This window comes from Variovorax sp. GW821-FHT09B05, from assembly GCF_059418265.1.
On record NZ_JBWKPN010000025.1, the window covers coordinates 1 to 26,695 of the forward strand.

22 protein-coding genes are annotated in these 26,695 nt (G+C 70.1%); 5 read left to right on the plus strand and 17 right to left on the minus strand.

Annotation, left to right across the window (positions count from 1 at the left end; all coding sequences use genetic code 11):
* Nucleotides 1–236: 236 nt before the first annotated feature.
* Nucleotides 237–2,081 (minus strand): ABCB family ABC transporter ATP-binding protein/permease, encoded by a 1,845-nt coding sequence (locus AC07RM_RS38270; protein WP_495337792.1) that lies wholly within the window; start codon nt 2,079–2,081, stop codon nt 237–239.
* A gap of 41 nt (nt 2,082–2,122) precedes the next feature.
* Between AC07RM_RS38270 and AC07RM_RS38275 the strand changes: the two genes are divergently transcribed.
* Entirely contained in the window at nt 2,123–2,551 is a 429-nt protein-coding gene (locus tag AC07RM_RS38275) for an acyl-CoA thioesterase (RefSeq protein WP_057590974.1), read from the plus strand.
* Between the two features lie 15 nt (nt 2,552–2,566).
* On the opposite strand, the gene AC07RM_RS38280 is transcribed toward AC07RM_RS38275, so the two are convergent.
* From AC07RM_RS38280 to AC07RM_RS38325, 10 genes are all read right to left on the minus strand, one after another.
* Entirely contained in the window at nt 2,567–3,673 is a 1,107-nt protein-coding gene (locus tag AC07RM_RS38280) for an ABC transporter substrate-binding protein (protein WP_398497115.1), read from the minus strand.
* A 243-nt stretch (nt 3,674–3,916) separates the two neighbouring features.
* Nucleotides 3,917–4,681, minus strand: a complete 765-nt coding sequence (locus AC07RM_RS38285) for an enoyl-CoA hydratase (protein ID WP_203204294.1) — start codon at nt 4,679–4,681, stop codon at nt 3,917–3,919.
* Between the two features lie 37 nt (nt 4,682–4,718).
* The gene (locus AC07RM_RS38290) at nt 4,719–5,312 is read right to left on the minus strand and encodes a 2-hydroxychromene-2-carboxylate isomerase (protein WP_296794364.1); all 594 of its coding nucleotides are present in this window, start codon (nt 5,310–5,312) and stop codon (nt 4,719–4,721) included.
* Nucleotides 5,313–5,377: 65 nt separating this feature from the next.
* On the minus strand, nt 5,378–6,217 hold the full coding sequence (locus AC07RM_RS38295; protein WP_495337793.1) for an acyl-CoA thioesterase: 840 nt from the start codon (nt 6,215–6,217) through the stop codon (nt 5,378–5,380).
* 27 nt (nt 6,218–6,244) lie between these two features.
* A complete protein-coding gene (locus AC07RM_RS38300; protein WP_398497107.1) occupies nt 6,245–7,153 on the minus strand; it encodes an alpha/beta hydrolase family protein in 909 nt (302 codons plus the stop codon).
* 57 nt (nt 7,154–7,210) lie between these two features.
* The gene (locus AC07RM_RS38305) at nt 7,211–8,410 is read right to left on the minus strand and encodes an acetyl-CoA C-acyltransferase (RefSeq protein ID WP_495337794.1); all 1,200 of its coding nucleotides are present in this window, start codon (nt 8,408–8,410) and stop codon (nt 7,211–7,213) included.
* An 11-nt stretch (nt 8,411–8,421) separates the two neighbouring features.
* On the minus strand, nt 8,422–10,821 hold the full coding sequence (locus AC07RM_RS38310) for a 3-hydroxyacyl-CoA dehydrogenase/enoyl-CoA hydratase family protein (protein WP_495337796.1): 2,400 nt from the start codon (nt 10,819–10,821) through the stop codon (nt 8,422–8,424).
* Nucleotides 10,822–10,854: 33 nt separating this feature from the next.
* Complete coding sequence (locus AC07RM_RS38315; RefSeq protein ID WP_093354021.1) at nt 10,855–11,289, minus strand: DUF2147 domain-containing protein; 435 nt, start codon at nt 11,287–11,289, stop codon at nt 10,855–10,857.
* A 40-nt stretch (nt 11,290–11,329) separates the two neighbouring features.
* Nucleotides 11,330–13,126 carry an acyl-CoA dehydrogenase C-terminal domain-containing protein gene (locus tag AC07RM_RS38320; RefSeq protein WP_495337798.1) on the minus strand — a complete coding sequence of 599 codons (1,797 nt, stop codon included), beginning with the start codon at nt 13,124–13,126 and terminating at the stop codon, nt 11,330–11,332.
* 66 nt (nt 13,127–13,192) lie between these two features.
* Entirely contained in the window at nt 13,193–13,888 is a 696-nt protein-coding gene (locus AC07RM_RS38325; RefSeq protein ID WP_495337800.1) for a TetR/AcrR family transcriptional regulator, read from the minus strand.
* Between the two features lie 256 nt (nt 13,889–14,144).
* Between AC07RM_RS38325 and AC07RM_RS38330 the strand changes: the two genes are divergently transcribed.
* From AC07RM_RS38330 to AC07RM_RS38340, 3 genes are all read left to right on the plus strand, one after another.
* Entirely contained in the window at nt 14,145–14,657 is a 513-nt protein-coding gene (locus tag AC07RM_RS38330; protein WP_431512860.1) for a sigma-70 family RNA polymerase sigma factor, read from the plus strand.
* A 70-nt stretch (nt 14,658–14,727) separates the two neighbouring features.
* A complete protein-coding gene (locus tag AC07RM_RS38335) occupies nt 14,728–15,741 on the plus strand; it encodes a FecR family protein (RefSeq protein WP_495337802.1) in 1,014 nt (337 codons plus the stop codon).
* Nucleotides 15,742–15,868: 127 nt separating this feature from the next.
* Nucleotides 15,869–18,250, plus strand: coding sequence for a TonB-dependent siderophore receptor (locus AC07RM_RS38340; RefSeq protein WP_495337804.1), 2,382 nt, complete (start codon nt 15,869–15,871; stop codon nt 18,248–18,250).
* A gap of 29 nt (nt 18,251–18,279) precedes the next feature.
* Here AC07RM_RS38340 and AC07RM_RS38345 read toward each other — a convergent pair whose 3' ends face one another.
* Nucleotides 18,280–19,038 carry an SDR family oxidoreductase gene (locus tag AC07RM_RS38345; RefSeq protein WP_296794388.1) on the minus strand — a complete coding sequence of 253 codons (759 nt, stop codon included), beginning with the start codon at nt 19,036–19,038 and terminating at the stop codon, nt 18,280–18,282.
* A 137-nt stretch (nt 19,039–19,175) separates the two neighbouring features.
* Between AC07RM_RS38345 and AC07RM_RS38350 the strand changes: the two genes are divergently transcribed.
* On the plus strand, nt 19,176–20,063 hold the full coding sequence (locus tag AC07RM_RS38350) for a LysR family transcriptional regulator (protein WP_203204284.1): 888 nt from the start codon (nt 19,176–19,178) through the stop codon (nt 20,061–20,063).
* Nucleotides 20,064–20,066: 3 nt separating this feature from the next.
* On the opposite strand, the gene AC07RM_RS38355 is transcribed toward AC07RM_RS38350, so the two are convergent.
* From AC07RM_RS38355 to AC07RM_RS38375, 5 genes are read right to left on the minus strand one after another with little or no spacing between them, the layout of a single operon-like run.
* Complete coding sequence (locus AC07RM_RS38355; protein WP_057590959.1) at nt 20,067–20,930, minus strand: isocitrate lyase/PEP mutase family protein; 864 nt, start codon at nt 20,928–20,930, stop codon at nt 20,067–20,069.
* On the minus strand, nt 20,927–22,342 hold the full coding sequence (locus AC07RM_RS38360; protein ID WP_495337806.1) for an FAD-dependent oxidoreductase: 1,416 nt from the start codon (nt 22,340–22,342) through the stop codon (nt 20,927–20,929). The genes AC07RM_RS38355 and AC07RM_RS38360 overlap by 4 nt, the downstream gene beginning before the upstream one ends.
* Entirely contained in the window at nt 22,339–22,953 is a 615-nt protein-coding gene (locus tag AC07RM_RS38365; RefSeq protein WP_208509319.1) for a cysteine hydrolase family protein, read from the minus strand. The genes AC07RM_RS38360 and AC07RM_RS38365 overlap by 4 nt, the downstream gene beginning before the upstream one ends.
* Nucleotides 22,950–25,004 carry a hydantoinase/oxoprolinase family protein gene (locus tag AC07RM_RS38370; protein WP_495337808.1) on the minus strand — a complete coding sequence of 685 codons (2,055 nt, stop codon included), beginning with the start codon at nt 25,002–25,004 and terminating at the stop codon, nt 22,950–22,952. The genes AC07RM_RS38365 and AC07RM_RS38370 overlap by 4 nt, the downstream gene beginning before the upstream one ends.
* Entirely contained in the window at nt 25,001–26,695 is a 1,695-nt protein-coding gene (locus AC07RM_RS38375) for a hydantoinase B/oxoprolinase family protein (protein WP_495337809.1), read from the minus strand. The genes AC07RM_RS38370 and AC07RM_RS38375 overlap by 4 nt, the downstream gene beginning before the upstream one ends.

The window sequence follows — 26,695 nt, forward strand, 5'->3', positions numbered from 1 at the left end:
CGCGCTGCTTCGCCAAGGGGCTGGATGCAAGGCGCCCGCGCGCAGCAAGGCGTCCGCCTTGCAAGCGCGGGCAACGCTGCAGACGGCCCCTTTGCGGGGCAACCCGGAGGGAAGCTCGCCAAAGCCCGCCCCTCGGCGTTGCGCTCCTAGCGTGTGCGGACGCACACGCGTCGTCACGCGCCTTGATGGGCGGGCTTTGGCGAGCTTCGCGACCCCTTGCATAGTGTTAACAGGCCCTAGAGCAGCGGCGCCGCCTCGCTCTTCTGCAAAGCCCACATCTGCGCATAGCGGCCCTGCTTCGCGAGCAGCTCGCCATGGGTGCCGCGCTCGACGATCACGCCGGCCTCGAGCACCAGGATCTCGTGCGCGTCGACCACCGTCGAGAGGCGGTGCGCGATCACCAGCGTGGTCTTGTCCTGCGCCGCGCTCTTGAGCTCGGCCTGGATCGCGCGCTCGTTGGCCGAGTCGAGCGCCGAGGTGGCCTCGTCGAAGATAACGATCGGCGGGTTCTTCAGCAGCGTGCGCGCGATCGCCACGCGCTGCTTCTCGCCACCCGACAGCTTCAGGCCGCGCTCGCCCACCGTGGTCGCGTAGCCCTGGGGCGTGGCGGCGATGAAGTCGTGGATGCGCGCCGCGCGGGCCGCTTCCTCGACCTCCTCGCGCGTGGCGCCCGGGCGGCCGTAGGCGATGTTGTATTCGACCGTGTCGTTGAACAGCACCGTGTCCTGCGGCACGATGCCGATCGCGCGGCGCACGCTGGCCTGCTGCACTGTGCGGATGTCCTCGCCGCCGATGGTGATGCGGCCCTGCTGCACGTCGTAGAAGCGGTAGAGCAGCCGCGCCAGCGTGGACTTGCCCGAGCCCGAAGGACCGACCACGGCCACCGTCTTGCCCGCGGGGATCTCGAAGCTCACGTGCTTGAGGATCGGCCGCGCGGCCTCGTAGGCGAAGCTCACGTCCTCGAAGCGCACCGTGGCGTCGGCACCGGCCAGCGGCTTCGCGTCGGGCGCGTCGCGCACCTCGCGCTCCTTCTCCATCAGCACGAACATCTTGTCGAGGTCGGTCAGGCTCTGCTTGATCTCGCGGTAGATCACGCCCAGGAAGTTGAGCGGGATGTAGAGCTGGATCATGAAGGCGTTGACCATCACCAGGTCGCCCAGGGTCATGCGGCCCTCGACCACGCCCGAGGTGGCGCGCCACAGCATCAGCACCAGGCTGACCGCGATCAGCGCCTGCTGGCCCGCGTTGAGCATGCTCAGCGTGCGCTGGCTGGTGATCGCGGCCTTGCGGTAGCGGTCGAGGCTGGCGTCGTAGCGCTTCGCCTCGAAGGCCTCGTTGTTGAAGTACTTGACGGTCTCGTAGTTCAACAGCGAATCGACCGCGCGGCTCTGCGCCAGCGAGTCGAGCTCGTTCATGGTCTTGCGGAACTGGGTGCGCCACTCGGTCACGGTGACCGTGAAGCCGATGTAGAGCACCAGTGCCGCCAGCGTGATCCAGACGAACAGCGCATCGAACTTCACGCCCAGGATGGCGAGCACCAGCACCAGCTCGATGATGGTCGGCACGATGCTGTAGAGCGACATCGAGATCAGCGAATGCACGCCGCGCGTGCCGCGCTCGATGTCGCGCGTCATGCCGCCGGTCTGGCGCTCGAGGTGGAAGCGCAGGCTCAGCGAATGCAGGTGGCCGAACACCTCGAGCGCGATGCGGCGCGCGGCGCCCTCGGTGGCCTTGGCGAAGATCAGCTCGCGCAGCTCGTTGAACAGCGACGTGCTGAAGCGCAGCAGCCCGTAGGCCACCAGCAGCGCGATCGGCACCACCAGCAGCGCCTGCGCCATGTCGGGCTTGGGCGTCATGGTGTCGACCAGGTTCTTCAGCAGCAGCGGCACGCCGACGTTGGCCACCTTGGCCGCCACCATGAAGCCCAGCGCGAACAGCACGCGCCATTTGTAGTCCCAGAGGTAGGGAAAGAGGCGCCGCAGCGTGGCCCAGTCGGAGCGGTCGGCGCGCGCGGGTGCGTGGCCGCCGGCATGCGGTGGGGAGGAGGTGGGGGTGGAAACAGCTTCGCCGGCGCGGCGCATGAGGGACAATCGTGGTCGTTTTTCTGCCCTGATTGTTGCCCATGTCCGATTCCCCCAGTGCCGACGCCGCCGCCACCCTGAAGAGCCTGCCCACCGACATGGAGCTGGTGCTCAAGGTGATCCCGATGCCGGCGGACTGCAATGCCAACGGCGACATCTTCGGCGGCTGGGTCATGGCGCAGTGCGACCTGGCCGGCTCGGTGATCCCGGCGCGCTACGCCAAGGGGCGCCAGGCCACGGTGGCGGTCAACGAATTCATCTTCAAGCAGCCGGTGCGCATCGGCGACATCCTGTCCTTCTATTCGAAGCTGGTGCGCATCGGCCGCACCTCGATCACCGTGACCGTGGAGGTCTTCGCCGAGCGCTTCCGGGCCCAGGGCGAGTACATCAAGGTGACCCAGGCCACCTTCACCTACGTGGCGATCGACGACAGCGGGCGGCCGCGGGCGATCGAGCAGCCGGCGGCCTGATCGGCCCGGGCAGCCTCACAGCGCCGGATCGCGCACCTTCTCGAAGCGCTCGAACTCCCTGTTGATCCAGCGCCCGTCGCGGCGCTCGGTGCGGCGGATGTAGACCGTCTGCACGATGTCGCGCGTGTAGGCGTCGATCTCGATCGGGCCGCGCGGGCTCTCGAGCTTGAGGCCGCGGAAGGCGTCGATCAGCTTCTCGGGGCTGCCGCCGCCGCGCATCAGCGGCGAGGCCATCGCGAGGTCGAGCGCCGCGAAGGCATCGTGCGCGGCCACCGCGAAATAGCCGGGCCGCAGGTGCGAGCCGTACTCGGTCTCGAAGGCCGCGGCGAAGCGGCGGTTCTCGGGCGACTCGTGCGCGTACGAGTAGTGGTGGCTGGTGACCAGCCCCTCGGCCAGCTCGCCGATGTTCTGCAGGTAGTGGTCGTCGGTGGCCTCGCCGGTCGACAGCAGCCGGATGCCGGTGTCGGCCATGCCGCGGTCGCGCCAGGCGCGCAGGAAGCCGGCCGGCATCTGGCCCGAGGGCAGGAAGAAGAACACCGCCTGCGGCTTGAGCTCGCGCAGCCGCAGCATGTAGGCCGTGTAGTCCTGCGTGGCCAGCGGCACGCGCAGCATCGCGCCGACATTGCCGCCGCCGGCCGTGATGCCCGAGACGAAGGCGGTCTCGGCATCGACGCCCGAGGCGTAGTCGGCCGTCACGGTGCAGACCTCGCGCAGCCCCTCCTTGAGCGCCCAGCGCGCCAGCGGCAGCGTGACCTGTGCGATGGTGAAGGACACGCGCACCGTGTAGGGCGAGCGCGCGGTGATGCCCGAGGAGGCCGCGTTCATGATCACCGTGGGCACCTTGGCCTGCGTGGCGACGGCCGCCACCGCGTAGGCGTTGGAGCTGAAGTGCAGGCCGGTCAGCAGGTCGACACGCTCGTTCTCCACCAGGTCGAGCGCGAGCCGGCGCGCCATGTCGGGCGCGCTCACGGGCACGTCGCGCCGCAGCAGCTCGACCGGGCGGCCCGCGATCTGCTGGTTGTGCGCGGCCAGCCAGACCGCCATGCCGGCATCGAACTGCCGCCCGCCGCCCACGTAGGCACCCGACCAGGGACCGAGCACGCCGATGCGCAGCGGCCGCACGCGCGCGAGCACCAGCGACGGTGCCGCCAGGGTGGCGCCGAGCAGGCCCAGCGCCTGCCTGCGCGTCGGCCGAATTGCTACCTTTTTAGTAGCATCGAACGACCGCTGGGTGCGGGCTGCTGGCGTGTGTAACTGGAGGACTGGCACGCGGACCAGTGTACGCGTGCGACCCCGCCGAAGGGGCCTCGGCGGCTTGTGGAAAGCCCGTAGAACGCAGGTTGTAGGTACGGACCCGCGCCGTGCTCAGAGCTTGGAGAAATCCGGCTTGCGCTTCTCCATGAAGGCGCCGAAGGCCTCGCGCGCCGCGGGCTCGCGCAGCATGCGGCCGAAGCTCGCGCCCTCCTCGTCCATGCGCTCGATGACCGCGGGCAGTTGCGCCTTCTTGAGCAGCCGCTTGGTCTCGACCAGCGCGCTCAGCGGCTTGGCCGCGAGCTTGCGCGCCTGGGTCTGGGCGATGGCGTTGGCCTCGGTCGGCGGCACCACGCGGTTGACCAGGCCGACCTCGAGCGCGGCCTCGGCCATGAAGGGTTCGCCCAGCAGCAGCGCCTCGGCCGCACGGTGGTAGCCGAGCATCTGCGGCACCAGCAGGCTGGAGGCCGCCTCGGGGCACAGGCCGAGGTTGACGAAGGGCATCGAGAAGGCCGCGTTGTCGCCCGCGTAGACCAGGTCGCAATGGAACAGCATCGTGGTGCCGATGCCCACGGCCGGGCCGCAGACCGCCGCGACGATCGGCTTCGGGAAGGTCGCGATGCCGCGCAGGAAGCGGAACACCGGCGAGTCCTTGCCCGCGGGCGGCGCGTTGAGGAAGTCGCCGATGTCGTTGCCGGCGCTGAAGATGGTCGGGTCGCCCTGGATCAGCACGCAGCGCACGGCCGCGTCGCCCTCGGCCCTGGCCAGCGCATCGGCCAGCTCGGCGTACATCGCGCTGGTGATCGAGTTCTTCTTGTCGACGCGGTTGAAGGTGATGGTCATCACGCCGGCTTCGGCGTGGACGAGGATGTCGCTCATGGCTTGTGTCCTGTGGAAAGAAGAAAGAGGGAAGGGATCAGGCGGCCAGCGCCTCGCGCACGAAGTCGAGCCGGTCCTGGCCCCAGAACATGTCGTCGCCCACGAACATGGTGGGCGCGCCGAACACGCCGCGCGCCACGGCCTCCTGCGTGACGGCCTTCAGGCGGTCCTTGACCTCCTGCTGGCCCGCGGCCGCGAGCAGCGCCGCGGGATCGAAGCCCGCCGCCTGCAGCACCGCGCCCACCTCAGCCGGATCGTTGAGGTTGCGCGGCTCGACCCACATCGCGTGGTAGATCGCGTCGACGTAGGCATCGAAGCGCGCCGGCTGCTGCAGCTGGATCGCGGTGGCACCGCGCATCAGCAGCAGCGTGTTGATCGGGAAATGCGGGTTGTGCACGAAGGGCACGCCGTAGCGCTTGGCGAAGCGCTGCAGGTCGGTCGTCATGTACGAACCCTTGGGCGCGATCTCGGCCGGCGAGTGGTTGCCCGTGGCCTGGAACACGCCGCCCAGCAGCATCGGCTTCCAGACCAGCTCGGCGCCGGTGTCGGCGCACACGTGGGGCAGCTGGGTCGCGGCGAGGTAGGCGGCGGGGCTGCCGAAATCGAAATAGAACTCGACGGTCTTCGTCATGCGGCGTTGTCTCCTGGGTGGGCTGGATTCTCTCCGGGCGGCCGCGGGCCTTGCGAAACCGGAGGCTATTCCTTGTAGTAGACGATCTGGTTCGAGGTCGCGAGCAGCACGCCGGCCTCGCTCCACAGCTGCGCGGTCTGGTCGAAGAAACCGTTGAAGAACTGCTGCCCCGTCGCCTGCCCGAGCAGGAAGCCGGTGCCGACCTCGGCCAGTTGCGCCACGTCGGCGTGGAAGTAGGTGGTGATCGACACCGTGCCGGCCGGCACGTGCTTGGCGCGGCGCAGCCAGATGCGCGGATAGAACACGTCGCTCATCGCCGCGAGCGAGGGCAGGTCGAGCGGCCGCGCCTGCGCGTCGCGCACCCAGATGCGGGTCTCGCTGTGCTGCAGGCTGCCGTCCCACTGCGCGGGAATGCCGCCGCTGAACGGGCGCATCTCGTACTGCTGCACCCAGGCCACGCCGGCCGGGCCGATGCGGATCGGCTCGACCGCCTCGGGCTTCGGCACCTCGGGCATGGCGAGGTCGCTCCGGCTCCAGGTCTCGCGCCGCGCGGCCGTCACCACGGTGGCGGTGGTCGTCATGTTCGGCGCGCCGCCCGCGCCGGGCTGCGTGATCTGCACGGTCCAGTGCTGGGTCGAGCGGTTGGTGCGCACCGCGGTCGCCTGCACGTCGAAGGCACCGGCCTCGAGCGCGGCCGCGTAGTTCACGGTCAGCGCGATCGGCGTGCCCAGCAGGTCCGGATGCTGCAGCACCGACTGCAGCGCGACCGCCGCGGTGGTGCCGCCGAAGGGACCGACCATGTTCCAGTAGTCGGGGCTGGTGGTGCCCGTGAAATGGCCCGCACGCAGGTCGCTGTGCTGCAGCGCGATGGCCTTGTCGAAGGGGTGGGAGGTGCTCGTGCTCATGGCCGCAGTGTGCTCCGGCGCGCGGCCTCAGGCAGTCGTGTGCGGGACGCCGGGCGCCGTGCCCGATGCTGTCAGCGCGCCCAGTCGATGCAGCTTGTCGACCGTGGCGGGCCACAGGCTCTGGCTGAACTGCTCGCGGAAGAAGCCGAAGTGACCGATGCGCCGCGCCTGCACGTCGGCCGGCGCGATGCGCTCGATGGCGCGCGGCGCCTGGTCGTAGAAGCTCACCAGGCTGTGCGTGCCGGCCAGCGTCATCAGCTCGTCGTCGGTCATCGACAGCGCGAGCACCGGGAAGCGCACGCGGCTGTAGCTCTTCTGCGCCAGCTCGCCCTCGGCGCCCACGCTGTAGCGCGGGTTCAGGCACCAGCGCCGCCATTGCAGGATCACGCCGCGCGGCAGGTCGCCCACCTTCCTGAGCTTGCGGCCCGGGAAGTAGCCGCACAGCCGCGTGACCAGCGGCACCAGCACGAACCAGAAGTAGAGGATGCTGCGCTTGAGCCGCGGCGCGTTCTCGCGCCAATAGCCGCTGCCGGCCGCGATGCTCACCAGGCCGTCGACCTGCTCGGGGCGCTGCAGGAAACCCGGCAGCTGGGCGCCGAGGCTGTGGCCCAGCAGGTAGAGCGGCTGCGCGGGCAGCGCGGCCTTGGCGGCGTCGATGACCGCCTCGTAGTCGCGCGCCCAGTCGAACAGGTCGGCCTCGAAGCCGCGCAGCGAGGCGGCGCCACGCGAGTCGCCCGAGCCGCGGTAGTCGAAGGTCCAGACGCGCAGCCCCTGGCCCGCGAGCCAGCGTGCGAAGGCTTCGTAGAAGGACTGGCGCACGCCCATGGCGCCACCGATCACGATGCTGGCGCGCGGCGCGCCCGCGGGTTCGTAGCGGCGCACCGCCAGTTGCTGCGCGCCACCGTCGACCGGAAGCTGCTGCTGCGTCTGTTCCATCACTGTCCTGTCTCCTGGTTGCACCGGCACTCGTCGCGTTGCCTGGTGCGTGATCGATCAGACGCGCTCGAAGATGCCGGCGGCGCCCTGCCCCATGCCCACGCACATCGTGACCATGCCGTACTTGAGCTTCTCGCGCCGCAGCGCGTGCACCACCGTGGCCGAGCGGATCGCGCCGGTCGCGCCCAGCGGATGGCCCAGCGCGATCGCGCCGCCCATCGGGTTGACCTTCGACGGGTCGAGCCCCAGGGTGTTGATGACCGCGAGCGACTGGGCCGCGAAGGCTTCGTTGAGCTCGATCCAGTCGATGTCCTGCTGGCTCAGGCCTGCATAGCGCAGCGCCGCGGGAATCGCCTCGATCGGGCCGATGCCCATGATGTGCGGCGGCACGCCCTTGCTCGCGAAGCTCACGAAGCGCGCCAGCGGCGTCAGGCCGAACTGCTTGACCGCCTTCTCGCTCGCCAGGATCAGCGCGCCCGCGCCGTCGGAGGTCTGCGAGCTGTTGCCGGCCGTGACCGTGCCGCGCGCGGCGAACACGGTGCGCAGCTTGGCGAGGCCTTCGATCGAGGTGTCGGGGCGCGCGCCTTCGTCGAGGTTCACGGTGCGCGTGGTCGCGATCGCTTCGCCGCTCTCGAGATCGGGCGCGCGGTCGGTCACCTCGATCGGCGTGATCTCGTCCGCGAACTTGCCGGCCTTCTGAGCGGCCAGCGCCTTCTGGTGCGAGGCCAGCGCGAACTCGTCCTGGGCCTGGCGGCTCACCTTCCACTGCTGCGCGACCTTCTCGGCCGTCAGGCCCATGCCGTAGGCGATGCCCACGTCGCCGTCGCGCTCGAAGATGGAGGGCGACAGCGAAGGCGAGTTGCCCATCATCGGCACCATGCTCATGCTCTCGACACCGGCCGCGATCATCACGTCGGCCTCGCCGACGCGGATGCGGTCGGCCGCCATCTGCACCGCCGACAGGCCCGAGGCGCAGAAGCGGTTGACCGTGATGCCGCCGACGCTGGTCGGCAGGCCCGCGAGCACCGCGCCGATGCGCGCGACGTTCAGGCCCTGCTGCGCCTCGGGGATCGCGCAGCCGCAGATGATGTCCTCGATGGCCTTCGGATCGAGACCGGGCACCGCCGCCAGCGCGGCCTTCAGCGTGGTCGCGAGCAGGTCGTCGGGACGGTGGTTGCGGAAGTAGCCGCGGTGCGACTTGCCGATGGGGGTGCGGGTGGCCGCGACGATGTAGGCGTCTTGTACTTGCTTGCTCATGAAATCCGTCCTCAGTTGCGCACCGGCTTGCCGGTGCTGAGCATCCCCATGATCCGCTCCTGCGTCTTGGGGTGCACGATGAGCGAGCAGAACGCCTTGCGTTCCAGCGCCATCAGGTATTCCTCGGTCACGAGCGAGCCCGCGTCCACGTCGCCGCCGGTGACCACGTTCGCGATCAGGCTCGCGATGTGGAAGTCGTGCGCGCTGATGAAGCCGCCGTCGCGCATGTTCACGAGCTGGCCCTTGATCGTCGCGGCGCCGCTGCGGCCCGCCACGCGGAAGCTGCGGCGCAGCGGCGGGCGGTAGCCGGCGTCGGCCATGGCCTTGGCCTGCTGCAGCGCCACGTAGAGCAGCTCGTCCTTGTTCGGCACGATCACGTCGCTGTCGAGCAGGTAGCCGAGCTTCCTCGAATCGAGCGCACCCGTGCCCACCTTCGCCATTGCCGCGGCCGTGAAGCCTTCGGTGAGGAAGGGCAGCAGGTCGGTGCCGGTCGAGGCCGAGGCGTTCTCGGCCGCGCGGCGCGCGATGTAGGTCAGACCGCCGGCGCCGGGGATCAGGCCCACGCCGACCTCGACCAGGCCGATGTAGCTTTCCATCGCCGCCACGCGCTTCGACGAGTACACGGCCAGTTCGCAGCCGCCGCCCAGCGCCAGGCCGCGCACGGCCGAGACCACCGGCACGTTGGCATAGCGGATCTTGAGCATCACGTTCTGCAGCTCTTCCTCCGCGCCCTCGACCGCGCCGATGCCCGCGACCACGAAGGCCGGCAGCATCGCCTGCAGGTCGGCGCCGACCGAGAACATCTCGTCGGGCGACCAGATCACCAGGCCCTTGTATTCGGCCTCGGCCAGGTCGACCGCGGCGCCGAGCGCCTCGGCCACGTCGGGGCTGATGGCGTGCATCTTCGAGTGGATGCTCGCGATCAGCACCTCGCCGTCGAGCGTCCACACGCGCACGTCGCCTTCGTCGCTGATCGTGGTGCCGGCCTTGTTGGCATCGGCCGCGTTCGCGCCGAGCACACTCTCGGGGAACAGCTGGCGGTCGTGCACCGGCAGCTTGCGCTGCGGCACGAACTTGTTCTGCGAGGCGCTCCACGAGCCTTCGGGCGTGTGCACGCCGCCGGCCTCGGCCACCGGGCCTTCGAACACCCACTTCGGCAGCGGCGCGCTGCTCAGCGCCTTGCCGGCGTCGATGTCTTCCTGCACCCACTTCGCGACCTGCGCCCAGCCGGCTTCCTGCCAGAGCTCGAACGGGCCCTGCTTCATGCCGAAGCCCCAGCGCATCGCGAAGTCGATGTCGCGCGCGCTCTCGGCGATGTCGCCCAGGTGCACGGCGGCGTAGTGGAAGCCGTCGCGCAGGATCGCCCAGAGGAACTGGCCCTGCGGCCCTTCGCTCTCGCGCAGCAGCTTCAGGCGTTCGCCCGCGGGCTTCTTGAGCATGCGGCCGTAGACCTCGTCGGCCTTGGCGCCGGCGGGCACGTAGTCGCCGCTCTGGAGGTCGAAGCGCAGGATGTCGCGGCCCACCTTCTTGAAGAAGCCGGCCTTGGTCTTCTGGCCCAGGTTCTTCAGTTCCAGCAGCTTGGCGAGCACCGGCGGCGTCACGAAGTTGGCGTAGAAGGGATCGGTCTCGGCGTTGAGGTTGTCCTGCAGCGTCTTCACCACGTGGGCCATGGTGTCCAGGCCCACCACGTCGGCGGTGCGGAAGGTGCCCGAGCTCGCGCGGCCCAGCTTCTTGCCCGTGAGGTCGTCCACCACGTCGGGCGTGAGGCCGAACTTCTCGACTTCCTTCAGCGTGGCCAGCATGCCGGCGATGCCGACGCGGTTGGCGATGAAGTTGGGCGTGTCGTGCGCGCGCACCACGCCCTTGCCGAGCGTGCTGGTGACGAAGGCCTCGAGGTCGTCGAGCACCTGCGGCTGCGTGGTGGGCGTGTTGATCAGCTCCACCAGGAACATGTAGCGCGGCGGATTGAAGAAGTGGATGCCGCAGAAGCGCGGCTTCAGTGCTTCGGGCAATGCCTCGCTGAGCTTGGTGATCGACAGGCCCGAGGTGTTCGAGGCCAGGATCGCGTGCTTGGCCACGTGCGGCGCGATCTTCTTGTAGAGGTCGAGCTTCCAGTCCATGCGCTCGGCGATCGCCTCGATCACCAGGTCGCACTCGCCGAGCAGGTCGAGGTTGTCGTCGTAGTTGGCCTGTTGGATCAGGCCCGCATCGGCCACGTCGCCCAGCGGCGCGGGCTTGAGCTTCTTGAGGTTGTCGATGGCGCGCGTGACGATGCCGTTCTTCGGGCCTTCCTTGGCCGCCAGGTCGAACAGCACCACCGGCACGCGCACATTGACGAGGTGGGCCGCGATCTGCGCGCCCATCACGCCGGCGCCGAGCACGGCGACCTTCTTCACTTGAAATCGGGACATGTTTGGTATTTCTTGGATAGGTTGCGCGCAGGCTTACTGCACACGGTTCCAGGTTTGGGTGCGCCAGAAGGGGCCCAGATAGCCGCGCACTTCCAGCTTCTTGCCGCCGTCGATCGGCGTGAAGCTCGCGCGGTATTCCTTGCCGTTCTCGGGGTCGAGGATCTTCCCGCCCTCCCAGACGTCCTTGCCGTCAGCCTTCTTGCCGCCGCGGATGATCTCCAGGCCCGCGATCGGCTGGCCCTTGCGGTCGTCCGAGCATTCGTCGCAGACCGCATCGGGCTTGCCGTCCTTCTTCAACGACTTCTCGATGCGGCCCAGCAGCGCGCCGCCGGCCTCGCCGATGCGGATCTCGGCCTTGGCCTCGCCGGTCTTGTCGTCGACGTTGCGCCACAGGCCCACCGGGGTGGTCTGGGCCAGGGCCGTGACCGAGGTCGCGACGAGGACGAGGGCTGCAAGCGTTGCTTTCATGGTCGGCTCCGGGAAGTGGTCGAAGAGGGGAAGCGCGGACTCAGACCAGCGCGGCGTCGGTGTCCATCAGCACCTTGCTGCCGGCACGGGCCGTGCGCATCAGCGTCGCGGTCTCGGGGAACAGCTTGGCGAAGTAGAAGCGCGCGGTCTGCAGCTTGGCGACGTAGAACGGGTCGGTGTTGCCGGCCGCGATCTCGCGCAGCGCGACCTGCGCCATGCGGGCGAACAGGTAGCCGAACACGAAGTGGCCGGCCACGCGCAGGTAGTCCACCGCGGCGGCGCCGACTTCGTCGGGGTTCTGGAAGCCCTTGAAGCCGATCTCGGTCGTGAACTTGGTGAGCTGGTCGCCCAGGCCCGCGATCGGGTTGATGAACTCGGCCATCTTCTCGTTCACGCCCTCTTCTTCCACCAGCTTCGCGACCAGCTTGCCGAACTTCTTCAGCGAGGCGCCGTTGTTGCCCAGCACCTTGCGGCCCAGCAGGTCGAGCGACTGCACGGTGTTCGTGCCTTCGTAGATCATGTTGATGCGGTTGTCGCGCACGTACTGCTCCATGCCCCATTCCTTGATGAAGCCATGGCCGCCAAAGACCTGCATGCAGGCGTTGGTCGCGATGTGGCCGTTGTCGGTGATGAAGGCCTTCACGATCGGCGTGAGCAGCGCGACGAGTTCGCCGCTGTCCTTGCGCACCTTCTCGTCGGGATGGTGGTGCTCCTTGTCGAGCAGCAGGGTGCAGAACACCTGCAGCGCGCGGCCGCCCTCGGCATAGGCCTTGGCGGTCAGCAGCATCTTGCGCACGTCGGGGTGCACGATGATCGGGTCGGCTTCCTTGTCCTTGGCCTTCACGCCCGACAGCGAGCGCATCTGCAGGCGGTCCTTGGCGTAGACCAGCGCGTTCTGGAACGCCACCTCGGTCAGGCCCAGCGACTGGTTGCCCACGCCCAGGCGCGCGGCGTTCATCATCACGAACATCGCGGCCAGGCCCTTGTTGGGCTCGCCCACCAGCGAACCGGTGGCGCCCTCGATCACGATCTGCGCGGTGGCGTTGCCATGGATGCCCATCTTGTGCTCGAGGCCGGAGCAGAAGATCGGGTTGCGCTCGCCGAGCGAACCGTCGGCCTTGACCTTGAACTTCGGCACCACGAACAGGCTGATGCCCTTGCTGCCCTTGGGCGCGTCGGGCAGGCGGGCCAGCACCAGGTGGATGATGTTGCCGGCCATGTCGTGCTCGCCGGCCGAGATGAAGATCTTGTTGCCGGTGATGCGGTAGCTGCCGTCGGGCTGCGGTTCGGCCTTGGTGCGCAGCAGGCCGAGGTCGGTGCCGCAATGGGGTTCGGTCAGGCACATGGTGCCGGTCCATTCGCCGCTCACCAGCTTGGGCAGGTAGGTCTTCTTCTGCTCGTCCGTGCCGTGCGCCACCAGCGCCTCGTAGGCGCCGTGCGAGAGGCCCGGGTACATGGTCCAGGCCTGGTTCGCGCTGTTGAGCATCTCGAACAGGCACTGGTTGACCACGAAGGGCAGGCCCTGGCCGCCGAAGGCCGGGTCGCACGACAGCGCGGGCCAGCCGCCCTCGACGTACTTGGCATAGGCCTCCTTGAAGCCCTTGGGCGTCTTCACTTCGTGCGTGGCCTTGTCGAGCACGCAGCCTTCCTCGTCGCCGCTGATGTTGAGCGGGAAGGTGACTTCGGCCGCGAACTTGCCGGCCTCCTCGATCACCGCGTTGATGGTGTCGGCGTCGGTCTCGGCATGCGCGGGCAGTGCCTTGAGTTCCTCGGCGACGTTGAGCACTTCGTGCAGCACGAACTGCATGTCGCGCACGGGTGGGTTGTAGCTGGGCATCCGGAACTCTCCTGGTCGAACTGAAAGATGAAAGGGAAAAGAAAAAGGGAAAACGGTGCCGCGCGCTCAGCGCACGGTCTTGAGGCGGCGCACGCGCGAGGGCGCGGCGGCGGTCGTGGTCGGTGCGGGCGTCCCGGCCGCCGCATAGCGGCCGAGGATGTTGTCGAAGCCGGTGTTGGCGCGGCCGATGGAGCCGGGCACGCGCAGGAAGCGGGCCTCGTAGTGCAGCGCGAGGATCAGGCCGTGGATCTCGAACGCGACCTGGCGTTCGTCGGCGTCGGCGTCGAGGTGGCCCTCCTCCTTCGACTGCACGATCGCGCGCAGCACGGCGGCCTGCCAGATCGAGACCGACTCCACCAGCGCGTCGCGCACCGGCCCCGGACGGTCGTCGAATTCGGAGGCGCCGCTGATGTAGATACAGCCCGAGTCGATCTCGGTCGAGGTGCGCTTCATCCAGTTGGCGAACATCGCGCGCAGCCGCGGCATGCCGCGGCCGGCCTCGATCGCGGGGAAGAACACTTCCTGCTCGAAGCGTACGTGGTACTCGCGCACCACCGAGATCTGAAGTTCCTCGCGCGAGCCGAAGTGGGCGAACACGCCCGATTTGCTCATCTTGGTGATTTCGGCCACGGCGCCGATCGACAGGCCCTCGAGCCCGATCTGCGCGGCGAGCGCCAATGCGGCGTCGACGATCACGGCCTTGGTCTGCTGGCCCTTCTGGGCGGCGCGGGCCGGCTTGGCGGAAACGGCATTGACGGACATCGTGGGGTTCCAGACAAAAACGAACGGTCGTTCTATTTTGCAGGGGCTTTCGATTTTTGGCCGGCAAAGACCTTGAGCCGGAAAAGGTTATCAACGAAAAGCAACCCGCCGATGACAACCGGCGCCCAAGGCCCGCCGCGCGGGGCTTCGCCGATAATGAGAAGAGTTCCCATCCACGATGCGCGCAAGGTCAGCCGCCGCCACATCCCAAGCCAGCCTGTCGACGGAACGCTTCCTTCCATGGCATGGGTCGATCGTGCTCGAGCGCTACTACCGCGAACTGCTGAACTTCCTTTCCCGCTCGGTGAACGACCGCGATGCCGCGGCCGACCTGGCGCAGGAGAGCTATGCGCGCGTGCTCGCGCTGCGGCAGTCGGGCGAGGCGATCTCCAACGTGCGCGCGCTGCTCTACCGCACGGCGCGCAACCTGGTGATCGACCGGCACCGCCGCGCCGTGCTGCGCGACCACGAGGACATCGACGCGCTGGCCGATGCCGACCACGCGATCGCGCCCCGGCATGCACAGCCCGAGGAGGCCTATGCGTCGGCCCAGCATGCCCAGGCCATCCTGGCGGCGATCGAGGCCCTGCCGCCGCGCTGCCGCGAGGCCTTCGTGCTGAACCGCTTCGAGGGCCTGTCGCACCAGGAAGTGGCCGAGCGCATGGGCATCTCGAAGAACATGGTGGCGCAGCACGTGATCCGCGGCGTGCTGGCCTGCAAGGCCTGCGAGGACGCCTTCGGCACGGGGACCAGCGACCACAATCGATAGCGCGGCGTCGTGCCGACCTCCACTTCGAGGCGGCCCGCGCGTCTACATCCAGAACAGAGAAATTCCCCGCATGACAGCCACCCCGACCACCGATCCCGCGCCGGATGCCGATCAGGCGGCCGCGCGCTGGCTGGTGCGCCGGCAGGACGGGCTGGCGCCGGACGAGGCGACCGAATTCGAGGCCTGGCTCGCGGCCGCGCCCGCGCACCGCGCCGCGCTCGAGCGGCTCGAAGGCACCTGGCGGCGGCTCGACACGCTGCCCGCCGCCGAGCTGGCCGCGCTGCGCGCACGCACGCAGGCCGCCACGCAACCGCGCCGCGGCTGGCAGGGCACGCGCCGCTGGATGCCGCTGGCCGCGGCGGCCTGCGCGCTGTTCGTGGTGGCGGGCGGCTGGGTGCTGTGGCAGCAGCAGCCGGTTTATGCCAACAGCTTCGCCACCGCGCGCGGCCAGCAACTCGACGTACAGCTGCCCGACGGCAGCGTGCTCAGGCTCGACACCGCCACGCGCGCCGAGGTGACGCTCTACCGCCAGCGGCGCGAGGTGCGGCTGCCCGAAGGCCAGGCCCATTTCAGCGTGCAGGCCGATGCCGACCGTCCCTTCGACGTGCTGGCCGGCCCGCTGCGCATCACGGTGGTCGGCACGCGTTTCGCGGTGCGCCACACGCAGACCGGGCTCGACGCCGGCGGCGTGCGCGTGACGGTGGAGGAAGGCCGCGTGCGCGTGGCCTCGGCCGACCCCGCGGCCGGCGCCGAGTCGCGGCTGCTGGGCCCGGGCGAAGCCGTCGCCGCCGACGCGGGCGGCCGCCTGCGCAGCGCGCCCGCCGCGCCCGCCCCAGCCGCGGACGCGCTGCTCTGGCGCGAAGGCCGCGCCAACTTCGAGAACACGCCGCTCGCGCAGGCGCTGGCCGAGTTCGAGCGCTACGGCCCGACCGGCCTCACCGTGCGCGACCCCGCGGTGGCCGCGATGCGGATCAACGGCAGCTTCGACCTGCGGCAGTTCGGCGCCTTCGCCAAGGCGCTGCCGCAGGTGCTGCCGGTACGGCTGCAGCCGCGCGACGGCACGACCGAGATCGCACCGCGCTGACGCCCCGCCAGGCCCGCGCCGAAATTTCTTCAAAAAAATTCGCGACGGACCTCCACTGCGCCGGAACTGATGCGTCTGCATGGGTAGTTCTTTCCATCTACCCATCGATCTTCCGGAGTCCGCCTTCATGCCGCACCCGCGCTTCCGTCCCGCCGCCACCGCCTTCGCGGCGGCCCTTGCCCTCGCCACCTGGGGCACCTCGCCCGCGCACGCCCAGCCCGCGCCCGCCGTGCAGGCGGCAGCGGTCTACCCGATCGCCCTGCCCGCCCAGCCGCTGGGCTCGGCGCTCAACGAACTCGCGCGCCAGGCCCGGCTGCAGCTGATGGTTCATCCCGACCTGGTCGCCGGCAAGCAGGCGCCGGCGGTGTCGGGCAGCCTCACGGCCGGCCAGGCCCTGGAGCGGCTGCTCGCGGGCAGCGGCCTGGGCGCGAGCCTCGACGGCAACGCGGCGGTGGTCCGCGCACTGCCCGCGGCGGCGGGTGGCGCGACGCTGCCGCCGGTGGTGGTGAACGCTTCGGCCATCGACGCGACAACGGAGCTGCAGCAGGACGGCAGCGCCGCCGACGGCTACCGCGCGAAGACCGTCTCGTCGGTCGGCGCGCTCGGCAGCATGGCGCTGCAGGACACGCCGTTCTCGATCAGCGTGGTGCCGCGCGAGCTGATACAGAACATCCAGGGCCAGTCGCCCGACGACATCTACAAGCTCAACCCCTCCACGCGCACCGCCACGCCACAGATCACGAGCTGGACGCCGGTGGTCAGCATCCGCGGCTTCAACAGCTCGGACACGGCCGAGGACGGCCTGCGCCGCGCCTACAACCATGCCGCGGTGGTCGAGGACAAGGAGCGCGTCGAGATCCTCGGCGGCCTCTCGGGCTTCCTCTACGGCGCGGCCTCGCCGGGCGGGATGATCAACTACGTCTACAAGCGCCCGACGCTCGAGCGGCTCAACAGCCTCACGGTCGGCAACTACGGCGGCAGCCAGGCCTACGTGCACGGCGACTTCGGTGGCCGCTTCGACGAAGCCGGCCGCGCCGGCTATCGGCTGAACGTGGTCCGGCAGAACGGCAACACCGCGATCGACGACCAGAAGATCGACCGGACGCTCGTCAGCGCGGCCTTCGACTGGCAGGCCACCGACCGCCTGCTGCTCGAATTCAACGCGGTCTACAACAAGTACCGCACCGCCGGGACCTCCGCCTACTGGTTCTACGACGTGCCGCACGGCCGGGCGCCGGATGCGCGCCGCAACTGGAGCCAGCCCTGGGTGCGCGACGAGTTCGTCAACACCAAGCTGATGACCAAGGCCACCTACCGGCTCAACGACAACATCACGCTGCGCGGCGCCTACATGCGCGACGGCATCGATCGCCGCGTGCAGGACCATTCGATGAACAGCGTGAGCACGCCCGGCGAGTTCACGCAGATCCGCCTGCGCTCGGGACGCACCGAGGACACCTTCGAAGCCGGCTCGGTGCTGGCCGACATCCGCTTCGACACCGGCGTGCTCTCGCACAAGCTGACGCTGGGCCACTACATGTACTCCGACAAGTCGTGGACCACGGACAACAACCCCAACACCGGCTGGCAGGGCCCGTATCCGCTCTCGCAGCCGACCTACGTGCCGGAGCCGTACTTTCCCCGGGTGGCCTACATGCCCTACTACGCGGGCCGGGTGATGAACCGCAACCACGTGATCGGCGACCACATCCAGTTCGGCGAGCAGTGGTCGATGCTGCTGGGCATCACGCGCAGCAACATCCGCACCGTGACGCTCGACGGCGAGGGCGCCAAGCCGCAGCCCGACTACGACAAGAGCCGCAACTCGCCATCGGTCTCGCTGATGTACAAGCCCGTGCCCTGGCTGACCACCTACGTGAGCTACATCGAGGGCCTGGAGCCGGGCGGCACCGCGCCCGACACCGCCGCCAACTTCGGCACCGTGCTGGCGCCGATGGTCAGCCGCCAGAAGGAGATCGGCCTGAAGGCGACGGTCGGCGAGCTGCTGCTGACCACCGCGCTGTTCGACATCGAGAAGGCCTACGAATACACCGACGCAACCAACACCTACACGCAGAACGGCCGCCAGAAGCACACGGGCCTCGAGTTCAACGTCTCGGGCAAGCCAGCCGACAGATGGACGGTGGTGGGCGGCATCACCGCGCTCGACGCCAAGGTGAAGGGCTCCGACTTCGACGGCAAGTCCCCGATGAACGTGGCCAAGGTGGTGGCCAAGGTCTATGCCGAGTACGAGTTGCCGGTGCCCGGCCTGGTGCTGACCGGCGGCCTCTACTACACGGGCCGCCAATGGGCCAATGCCGACAACACCGACCGCCTGCCCGCCGTGACCACCGCCGACCTCGGCCTGCGCTACGCCATGAAGCTCTCTGGCCGGCCGCTGATCCTGCGGCTGAACGTGAACAACGTCGCCAACAAGAGCTACTGGCTCAACAGCTACTACGTGGGGACGCCGCGCAGCGTGGCCTTCTCGGCGCAGATGCCGTTCTGAGCGGCATCCGCGCCATCCCGGTGCCAGGATCAGAAGTCCTGCGCCACCGGCCGCAGCACGACTTCGTTGATGTCCACGTTCGCCGGCTGCTCCACCGCGTACACCACCGCGCGCGCCACCGAGTCCGAGGGGATCTGGCTGGCCTCGTAGAAGGCCTGCACGCCCGCGGCGGTCTCGGCATCGGTGGTGCCGAACTTCAGTTCGGACTCGACCGCGCCGGGCGAGACGATGGTCACGCGGATGCCGGTGTTGCCGACCTCCACGCGCAGGCCTTCCGAGATGGCGCGCACCGCGTACTTGGTGGCGCTGTAGACGGTGCCGATCGGCGTGAACACCTTGATGCCGGCGATCGAGGCCACGTTGACGATGTGGCCGCTGCCCTGCGCCTGCATGCGCGGCAGCACGGCGGCGATGCCGTAGAGCACGCCCTTGATGTTGACGTCGATGGTGCGGTCCCATTCGTCGACCTTGAGCTTCTCGAGCGGCGACAGCGGCATCACGCCCGCGTTGTTGACCAGCACGTCGATGCGGCCGAAGGCCTCGACCGTCGCGGCGGCAAGCCGCTCGAGGTCCTCGCGCTTCGCCACGTCGGTGGCAACGGCGATGGCCTCGCCGCCGGCTTCGCGGATCTCGGCGACCACCTTCTCGAGGCGGTCGGTGCGGCGCGCGGCCAGCACCACCTTCGCGCCGCGGGCGGCCAGGTGGCGGGCGGTGGATTCGCCGAGGCCGCTGCTGGCGCCGGTGACGATGGCAACCTTGCCGCGGATGTTGTCTTGAACGGAAGTCATGGTGTTTTCCTTGGGGTGGGCGTTGAAGAACTTGAAGAAGTGCATGCAGTGTGGAAAATCCGGGCGTTCCCGTAAATGAAACTCTCACGACTTCAGAATTCCTGATTCAGGAACACTCAACCCCAATCAACCCACCCATGTCGAACCGGCTCGAAGCCCTGCGCGTGTTCTGCGCCGCCGCCGATGCGGCCAACTTCCGCGATGCCGCAGTGCGCCTGGCGGTCTCGCCGCAGGTGGTCACGCGCGCCGTGCGCGAGCTCGAGGAGGAACTGGGCGAGCCGCTGTTCCACCGCAGCACGCGCGGCGTGCAGCTCACCGACTTCGGCCGCCAGCTCGCGCAGCGCGCGCGTACCGCCGTCGGCGGCGTCGATGCGCTGTTCCACCGCACCGACCGGCGCGCGCTGTCGCAGCACGCGGGCACGGTGCGCGTCACCGCGCCCAACGTCTACGGCCGGCGGCTGATTCCCGAGGCGCTGGCGCCGATGCTGGCGGCGCATCCAGGGCTGGTGCTCGACCTGCGGCTGTCGGAGGAACATGCCGACGTGGTCGACGAGCAGATCGACATCGGCGTGCGCGCCGGCCCGATCCGCGATGCGCGCTTCGTCGCGCGCACGGTCGGGCGCATGCAGCTGCGCGTGGTGGCGGCGCCGGCGCTGATCGCGCGCACCGGCATCCCCGAGAACATCGAGGCGCTGCCGGGCTTTCCGCTCACCGCGCTGCTCGACCGCAGCGTGGGCCGGCCCTGGTCCTGGTTCTTCAGCAAGGGGCGGCAGATGCCGGTGGCGGCGCCGGCCTTCATCAGCGACGACGTGGAGGCCGAGTGCACCGCCGTGCGCGCGGGCCTGGGCTTCGGCCAGCTCGCGGGGCCGCTGGCCGAGCCGTTGATCGCGTCGGGCGAGCTGGTCGAGGTGCTCGAGGCCGAGGCGCCCGAATCCTGGCCGATCCATGTCTACCGCTCGCAGCGCGCGCCGGTGCCGGCGCGCGTGCGGCTGGTCTACGACGAACTCGTGCGCGCGCTGCGCTGAGGCCTATTCGTACTTCTGTCCTTCGAGCATCAGCTCGGGCGTGCCGATCACCGCGTTGAGCGCATCGAAGTCCAGCATCTGCGGCCGCCACGGCTGCGTGGTGCGGTGGCGGTGCAGGCTCGCGTAGTAGCCCTGCAGCGTGTGCGTCACGGCGCGCGCCGTGCCGCCCGGGAAGATCGCGATGCGAAAGCCGTGGCGCTGCAGCGCGTCGGCATCCTCGATCGGCGTCTTGCCGCCTTCGACCATGTTGGCCAGCAGCGGCACGCGGTCGCCGAAGCGCCGGCAGGCCACGTCCATCTGCTCGGGCGAGCGCAGCGCCTCGATGAAGAGCGCGTCCACGCCGCAGGCGAGATAGGCCTCGGCGCGATCGAGCGCGGCCTCCATGCCCTCGACCGCCACCGCGTCGGTGCGCGCGAGGATCAGGGTTTCGCTCGAGCTGCGCGCGTCGAGCGCGGCCTTGAGCTTGCCGACCATCTCGCGCTCGGACACCACGGCCTTGCCGTCGAGATGGCCGCAGCGCTTGGGAAAGGTCTGGTCCTCGATCTGCACCATGGCCGCGCCCGCGCGCTCGAAGCCGCGCACGGTGCGCTGGGTGTTGAGCGCATTGCCGAAGCCGGTGTCGGCATCGACGATCACCGGCACGCGCACGCGCTCGGTGATGCGCGCCAGCGTGTCGGCCACCTCGGTGAAGGTGGTGAGGCCGACGTCGGAACGGCCGAGCCGCGTGTAGGCGATGGAGGCGCCCGAGAGGTACAGCGCCTCGAAGCCGGCCTGCTCGGCCACCAGCGCGCTGAGCGCGTCGTACACGCCGGGCGCGAGCACGATGTCGTTGCGCGCGAGCCGGGTCTTGAAGGAAGGATTCGTCATGCGGAGTTCGTCCTGGTTGGGATGGATGCGGCGAGCGTGCGCGCCGCGATGTAGCCGCCGGCCACGGCGCTCAACAGGCCGTTGCCGGAGAGATAGCCCCAGACCGCGTCGCCCGACACGCCACCCGCCGCGCCGCCCGCGGCCAGCAGGTTGTGAAAGGGCGTGCCGTCGTGGCGCAGCACGCGCATGTCGGGCGCGGTGTCGAGGCCGCCTTGGGTGTGGAACAGCGCGCCCGTGACCTTGACCGCGAAGTACGGTGCCTCGAGGCCGCGCGCGAACACGCGGCCGTCGGGCGTGGGCGTGCCGGTACGCATCGCGTCGAGCGTGGCCTGCAGCACCGCGGCCTCGCAGCCGATGCAGTCGGCGAGCGCTATCACCGACTCGCAGCGCCGCACGGCACCCGCGGCCTCGGCCTCGCAAAAGTCGGGAAAGCCGCGCGCCAGCGCGAGCAGCGGCGCGTCGAACACGTTCCAGGCGATGCCGCCCGGCTGCGCGAGCACATGCACCGCGGCTTCCGAGTAGCCCTGGGTCTCGTCATGGAAACGCCGGCCCTCGCAATTGAGCTGCACGCCGCCTTCCATCATCACGGCCCAGGACATCAGCGCGCCCTGCGGCGTGACCCAGGAGCCATGGCCCTGGTAGCCGCCGAGGTCGCGCAGCCGCGCGCCCAGCGCCTCGCCCCAGAGGATCGCGCTGCCGTCGTTGCCCACATGGCCGCCGAACGCGGCCTCGGCCATCTCGGGCAGCAGCGCGCGCACCATCCGCGCATTGCCGCCGAAGCCGTTGCAGGCCAGCAGCAGCGCATCGCAGCCCAGCGTCTCGCGGCTGCCGTCGGGGCGCGCGTACTCGACGCCGACCACGCGGTCGCCGTCATCGAGCACCAGCGTGTCGACCAGCGCCTGCGTCAGCACCGGAATGCCGGCCGCCTCGGCGGCCGACTGCAGCGCCGCCATCAGCGCGGCGCCGGTCTTCTGTTCGAGCGCATGCATGCGGTGCACGCCATGGCCCGGGTAGAGGAAGCCATCGAGCAGCAGCCACCGCAGCCCGTGCCGCGCCTGCAGCGCATCGAGCGCCGGGCCGATGGCCCCCGCATAGGCCGCGACCAGCGCGGGTGCCGCGCGGCCGTGGGCCTTGGCCTGGATGTCGGCGGCGAAGCGCTCGGCGCTGTCGTCGAGCACACCGTGCGCGCGTTGGGCGAGCGTACCGGGCGCGGGGATGAAGCCCGAGGACAGCGCGGTCGATCCGCTCGGCAGCGCATCGCGCTCGAGCACCACGCAGTCCACGCCCGCGTCGGCCAGCATCAGCGCGGCCGTGAGCCCGCAGGCGCCGCCGCCGACGATCGCCACCGGCACGCGCACCTCGGCCTCGACCGACGCCGCGCGGCGCACCGGTCGCGACGGGTTCGAACTCATGCGAGCGACGCGGCGAAGGCCGCGCAGTCCGTCACCTCGGCCACGTTGCGCATGTCGGCCAGCGAGGTCTGGTGGCGCTCCTCGCCGAAGGCCGCGCAGCCGTCGGCCAGCACCAGCGTGCGGTAGTCGCGCATGTGCGCATCGCGCACCGTGCTCGCGACGCCGCCGTTGGTGACGATGCCGCAGACCGCCACCGTGTCGATGCCCGCGCGGCGCAGCACCCAGTCGAGCTGGGTGTTGAAGAAGGCCGAGTACGCGACCTTGCTCACGTTCACGTCGACCAGCCCGGCCAGCGCATCGACGTTGGCCTGGCCCCAGCTGCCGGGCGCGAAGTCGCCCTTGGCGAGGTAGGGGCGCAGCGCCTTCAGGTGCGGCGACACCATCGGCTCGCCCGAGGCATCGGGCCACAGCGTGAACTGGCTCGCCACCACCATGCCGCCCGCGGCCTTGAGCGCGCGCGCCACCGCGGCCACGCGCGCCGGCAGCAGCAGCGCCGGCGGGTTGGTATCGCCGCCGCGCGCATAGGCGCCCCGGGCATCGAGGAAGTCGTTCTGCAGGTCGATGATGACCAGCGCGGTGCGTGCCGCGATCGGTTGCCTGGTTTCGCTCATGACAGCCTCACGAGAAGGTTGCCGTGCGCATCGACCTCGGCATGGAAGCCGGGTTCGAGCCACACGGTGGTGTCGGCCTGCTCGAGGATCGCGGGCCCCTCGATGCGCGCGGCCACCGGCAGCTCCAGGCGCGCATAGCGTTGCGCCTCGTGCCAGCGGCCGTCGTGGAACACGCGCTGCGTGCCCAGCGGCGCGGTGCTGCCCTGCTCCTCGGGCGCGAGCACCTTGAGGTCGAACTTGGGCCGCACGCCGATGCGTGCATAGCGCAGGTTCATCACGCGGATCGCGATGCCCTCGAGCACGCGGCCGAAGGCGGCCGTGTAGCTGGCCTCGAAGGCAGTGCGGATGGCCGCGGCCGTGAGCGGAGCGCTGCCCAGCACCACGGGCAGCGTGTGGGTCTGGCCCGCGTAGAGCATGTCGAGCGCGATCACCTCGCGCACCTCGTCGAAGCGCACGCCCGAGGAGTCGAGGCGCTGCTGGCAGCTCGCGGACAGCTCGTCGATGCGGCGCTGGACCTCCGCCACGTCGAGTTCGGCCAGCGGCTTGTTGAGGGTCTGCACCGCGTCGTGGCGCATGTCGGCGATCACGCAGCCCAGCGCCGAGGTCACGCCGGGATAGCGCGGCACGATGCCGGTGGCCACCCCGACCTCGCGCATCATCGCGCACACGTGCAGCGCGCCGCCGCCGCCGAAGGGCATGTAGGCGAAGCGGCGCGGGTCGTGGCCGCGTTCGATCGACACCAGGCGAATGGCGCCGGCCATGCGCGCATTGGCGACCGTGAGGATGGCCTCGGCGGCCGCATGCACGTCCAGGCCCAACGGGCGCGCGACGTGCTCCTCGATGGCCTGGCGCGACTTCTCGCCGTCGAGTGCCGCGAGCAGCCCGCCGCCGAGCGGCCGGTCGGCAGCGATGCGGCCCAGCAGCACGTTGGCGTCGGTCACCGTGGGGCGCGTGTTGCCGCGCCCGTAGCAGGCCGGGCCCGGCACGCTGCCGGCCGACTCGGGGCCCACCTGCAGCATGCCGCTCGCATCCACCGAGGCGATCGAGCCGCCGCCCGCGCCGATGGTCTCGATCTGGATCATCGGCGAGCGGATCACCATGCCGAACTCGATCGCGGTCTGCGCCGCCAGCGCGGCCTCGCCGTTGGCCACCAGCGAGACGTCGAACGAGGTGCCGCCCATGTCGCCGGTGATCGCGTTCGGGAAGCCGGCCGCGCGCGCGATGGCCGCGCAGGCGATCACGCCGGCCGCCGGGCCCGACAGCGCGGTGCGCACCGGCAGGTCGCTCGCGGTCTGGCGCGACATCACGCCGCCGTTGCTCTGCACCACCAGCAGTTCGCCCGCGAAGCCCTGCGCGCGCAGGTCCGACTCGAGCCGGCCGAGGTAGCTGCCCACCACCGGCTGCAGCGCGGCATTGAGCGTGGCGGTCGAGCAGCGCTCGAACTCGCGGATCTCGGGCAGCACCTCGCTCGCCGAGGTGACGTGCGGATTCGGCCAGAGCTCGCGCACCGCCGCGACCGCGAGCCGCTCGTTCGCCGGGTTGGCGTAGGTGTTGATGAAGAACACGCAGACCGCCTCGCAGCCGGCCTCGAGCAGCGCGCGCGCCTCGGCGCGCACCTGGTCGAGATCGACCGCGGTGTGCAGGGTGCCGTCGGCCAGCACGCGCTCGTCGACCTCGCGGCGCAGGTCGCGCGGCACCACGGGCAGGAAGCTGCCGCGCAGGCCCCAGGTCTGGGGCCGGTCGCGGCGGCGCATCTCGAGCACGTCGCGGAAGCCGCGCGTGGTGATGATGCCGGTGCGCGCCACCTTGCGCTCGAGCAGCGCGTTGGTGCCGACGGTGGTGCCGTGCACGATGGTGGCGATGGCCGCGGCCGAATCGGCCACGCGTGCCACGCCGTTCATGAAGCCGCGCGCTTCCTCGCCGCGCGTGGACGGCACCTTGACGATGCGCGCCGTGCCGTTCGCCTCGTCGAGCACGAACAGGTCGGTGAAGGTGCCGCCGACATCGACGCCGACGACCAGGGAATTGCGGGAGTTGCCAGGGGAGCTCATTCGGATGCCTCGTCCTTGTCGTTCTTGTCGTTGCCGGTCGTCACATAGCCCATCGCGCGGTCGGCCGCGCGCTGCGCCGCGGGCCGCTCGGCGGCCTCGCCCCAGCCGCCGCCGCCCGGCGTCTCGAGCCGCACGCGCTCGCCGCGCTCGAGCCGGATGCCGCGCATCTTCGAGACCATCGGCGGCACGTGCCATTCGCCCGCGTTCTCGTAGCGGAACACGTTGACCGCGCCTGCGCCGCCGCCCGCGATGCCCTTGGGCGGCGAGGTGCCGCGCTCGCCGAACACGAAGACCTCGGCGTCCTGCTCGAGCAGCTCGATCTCGTAGACGGCGCCGAGGCCGCCGCGGTGCCGGCCGTCGCCGCCCGAATCGGCGCGCAGCGACCATTCGGTGAAGCGCACCGGATAAGCCGCCTCGAGGATCTCCAGCGGCGGGATGGTCGCGGTCGAGATCGGCGCGTTGCCGTGCGAGAGCCCGTCGCCGCCCGAGTGGCCGCCATGGCCGCCGCCGAAGAAGCTGAACATCACCCAGCGCTGGCCCTCGCGGCCCTTGTCGCTGCGGTGGCCCGCAATCGACAGCGCGTTGATGGTGCCGTAGGCCTGCGCGACGGCGCGCGTGGGATCGGCCTGCGCGGCGGCGCTGAAGATCACGTCGATCATGCGCAGGATGGTCTCGGTGTAGCCGCCGACCGGGCGCGGGCGCTCGGCGCTGATCACCAGCCGGTCGGGGATATCGAACTCCACCGCGTCGAGCACGCCGGCATTGGCGGGCACGTCGGGGAACAGGTGCTTGAGCGCGACGTAGCAGGCCGCCACGGCGGTCGCGCGCGAGATGTTGACCGGCCCCGCGCATTGCGCCGAGGTGCGCGAGAAGTCGAGCAGCAGCCGGTCGCCGGCCACCGTCATGTCGAGCGCGATGGTCAGCGGCTCGTTCACGATGCCGTCGTTGTCGAGCAGGTCCTCGAAGCTGTAGCGGCCGTCGGGCAGCGAGGCGATATGCGAGCGCATCAGCCGCAGCGCGCGGCCGCGCAGTTCGCCGAGCGCGGCCAGCACCAGCTCATCGCCGTACTCGTCGAGCAGGCCGTGCAGCCGCTTGGCGCCGAGCTCTAGCGCCGCGAGCTGCCCGTTGAGGTCGCCCCAGAGGCTGTCGGGCAGGCGCGTGTTGGCCTGCAGGATCGCGAGCACGTCGGCATCGAGCTTGCCGTCGCGCACGATGCGCACCGGCGGGATCTGCACCGCCTCCTGCCAGCACTCGGTGGCCGCGGGGTTGTAGTTGCCGGGCACCGCGCCGCCCACGTCGTGCCAGTGCGCGGCCGAGGCCATGTGGCAGTAGAGCTTGCCGTTGCGGAAGAAGGGCTTGACCAGCTTGAAGTCGTTGGCGTGCGTGCCGCCGTCGTAGGCATCGTTGCTGATCCAGATGTCGCCGTCCTTCATGCCGCCGCGCGGCTCGGCCGCGGCGACGGTGGCGCGCACCGCGAAGGCCATGGCGCCCACGAACACCGGCAGGCCCGACTTGCCCTGCACCAGCGTGTCGCCGCTGGTCGCGTCGTACAGGCCGTGGCAGGCGTCGTGCGCCTCGGCGATGATGGGATTGAACGCGCTGCGGTAGAGCGTGGCGTCCATCTCGTCGGCCACCTGCTCGAGGCGGCCGCGCAGCACGGCGAGCGTGACGGGGTCGAGTGTGTCGTTCAT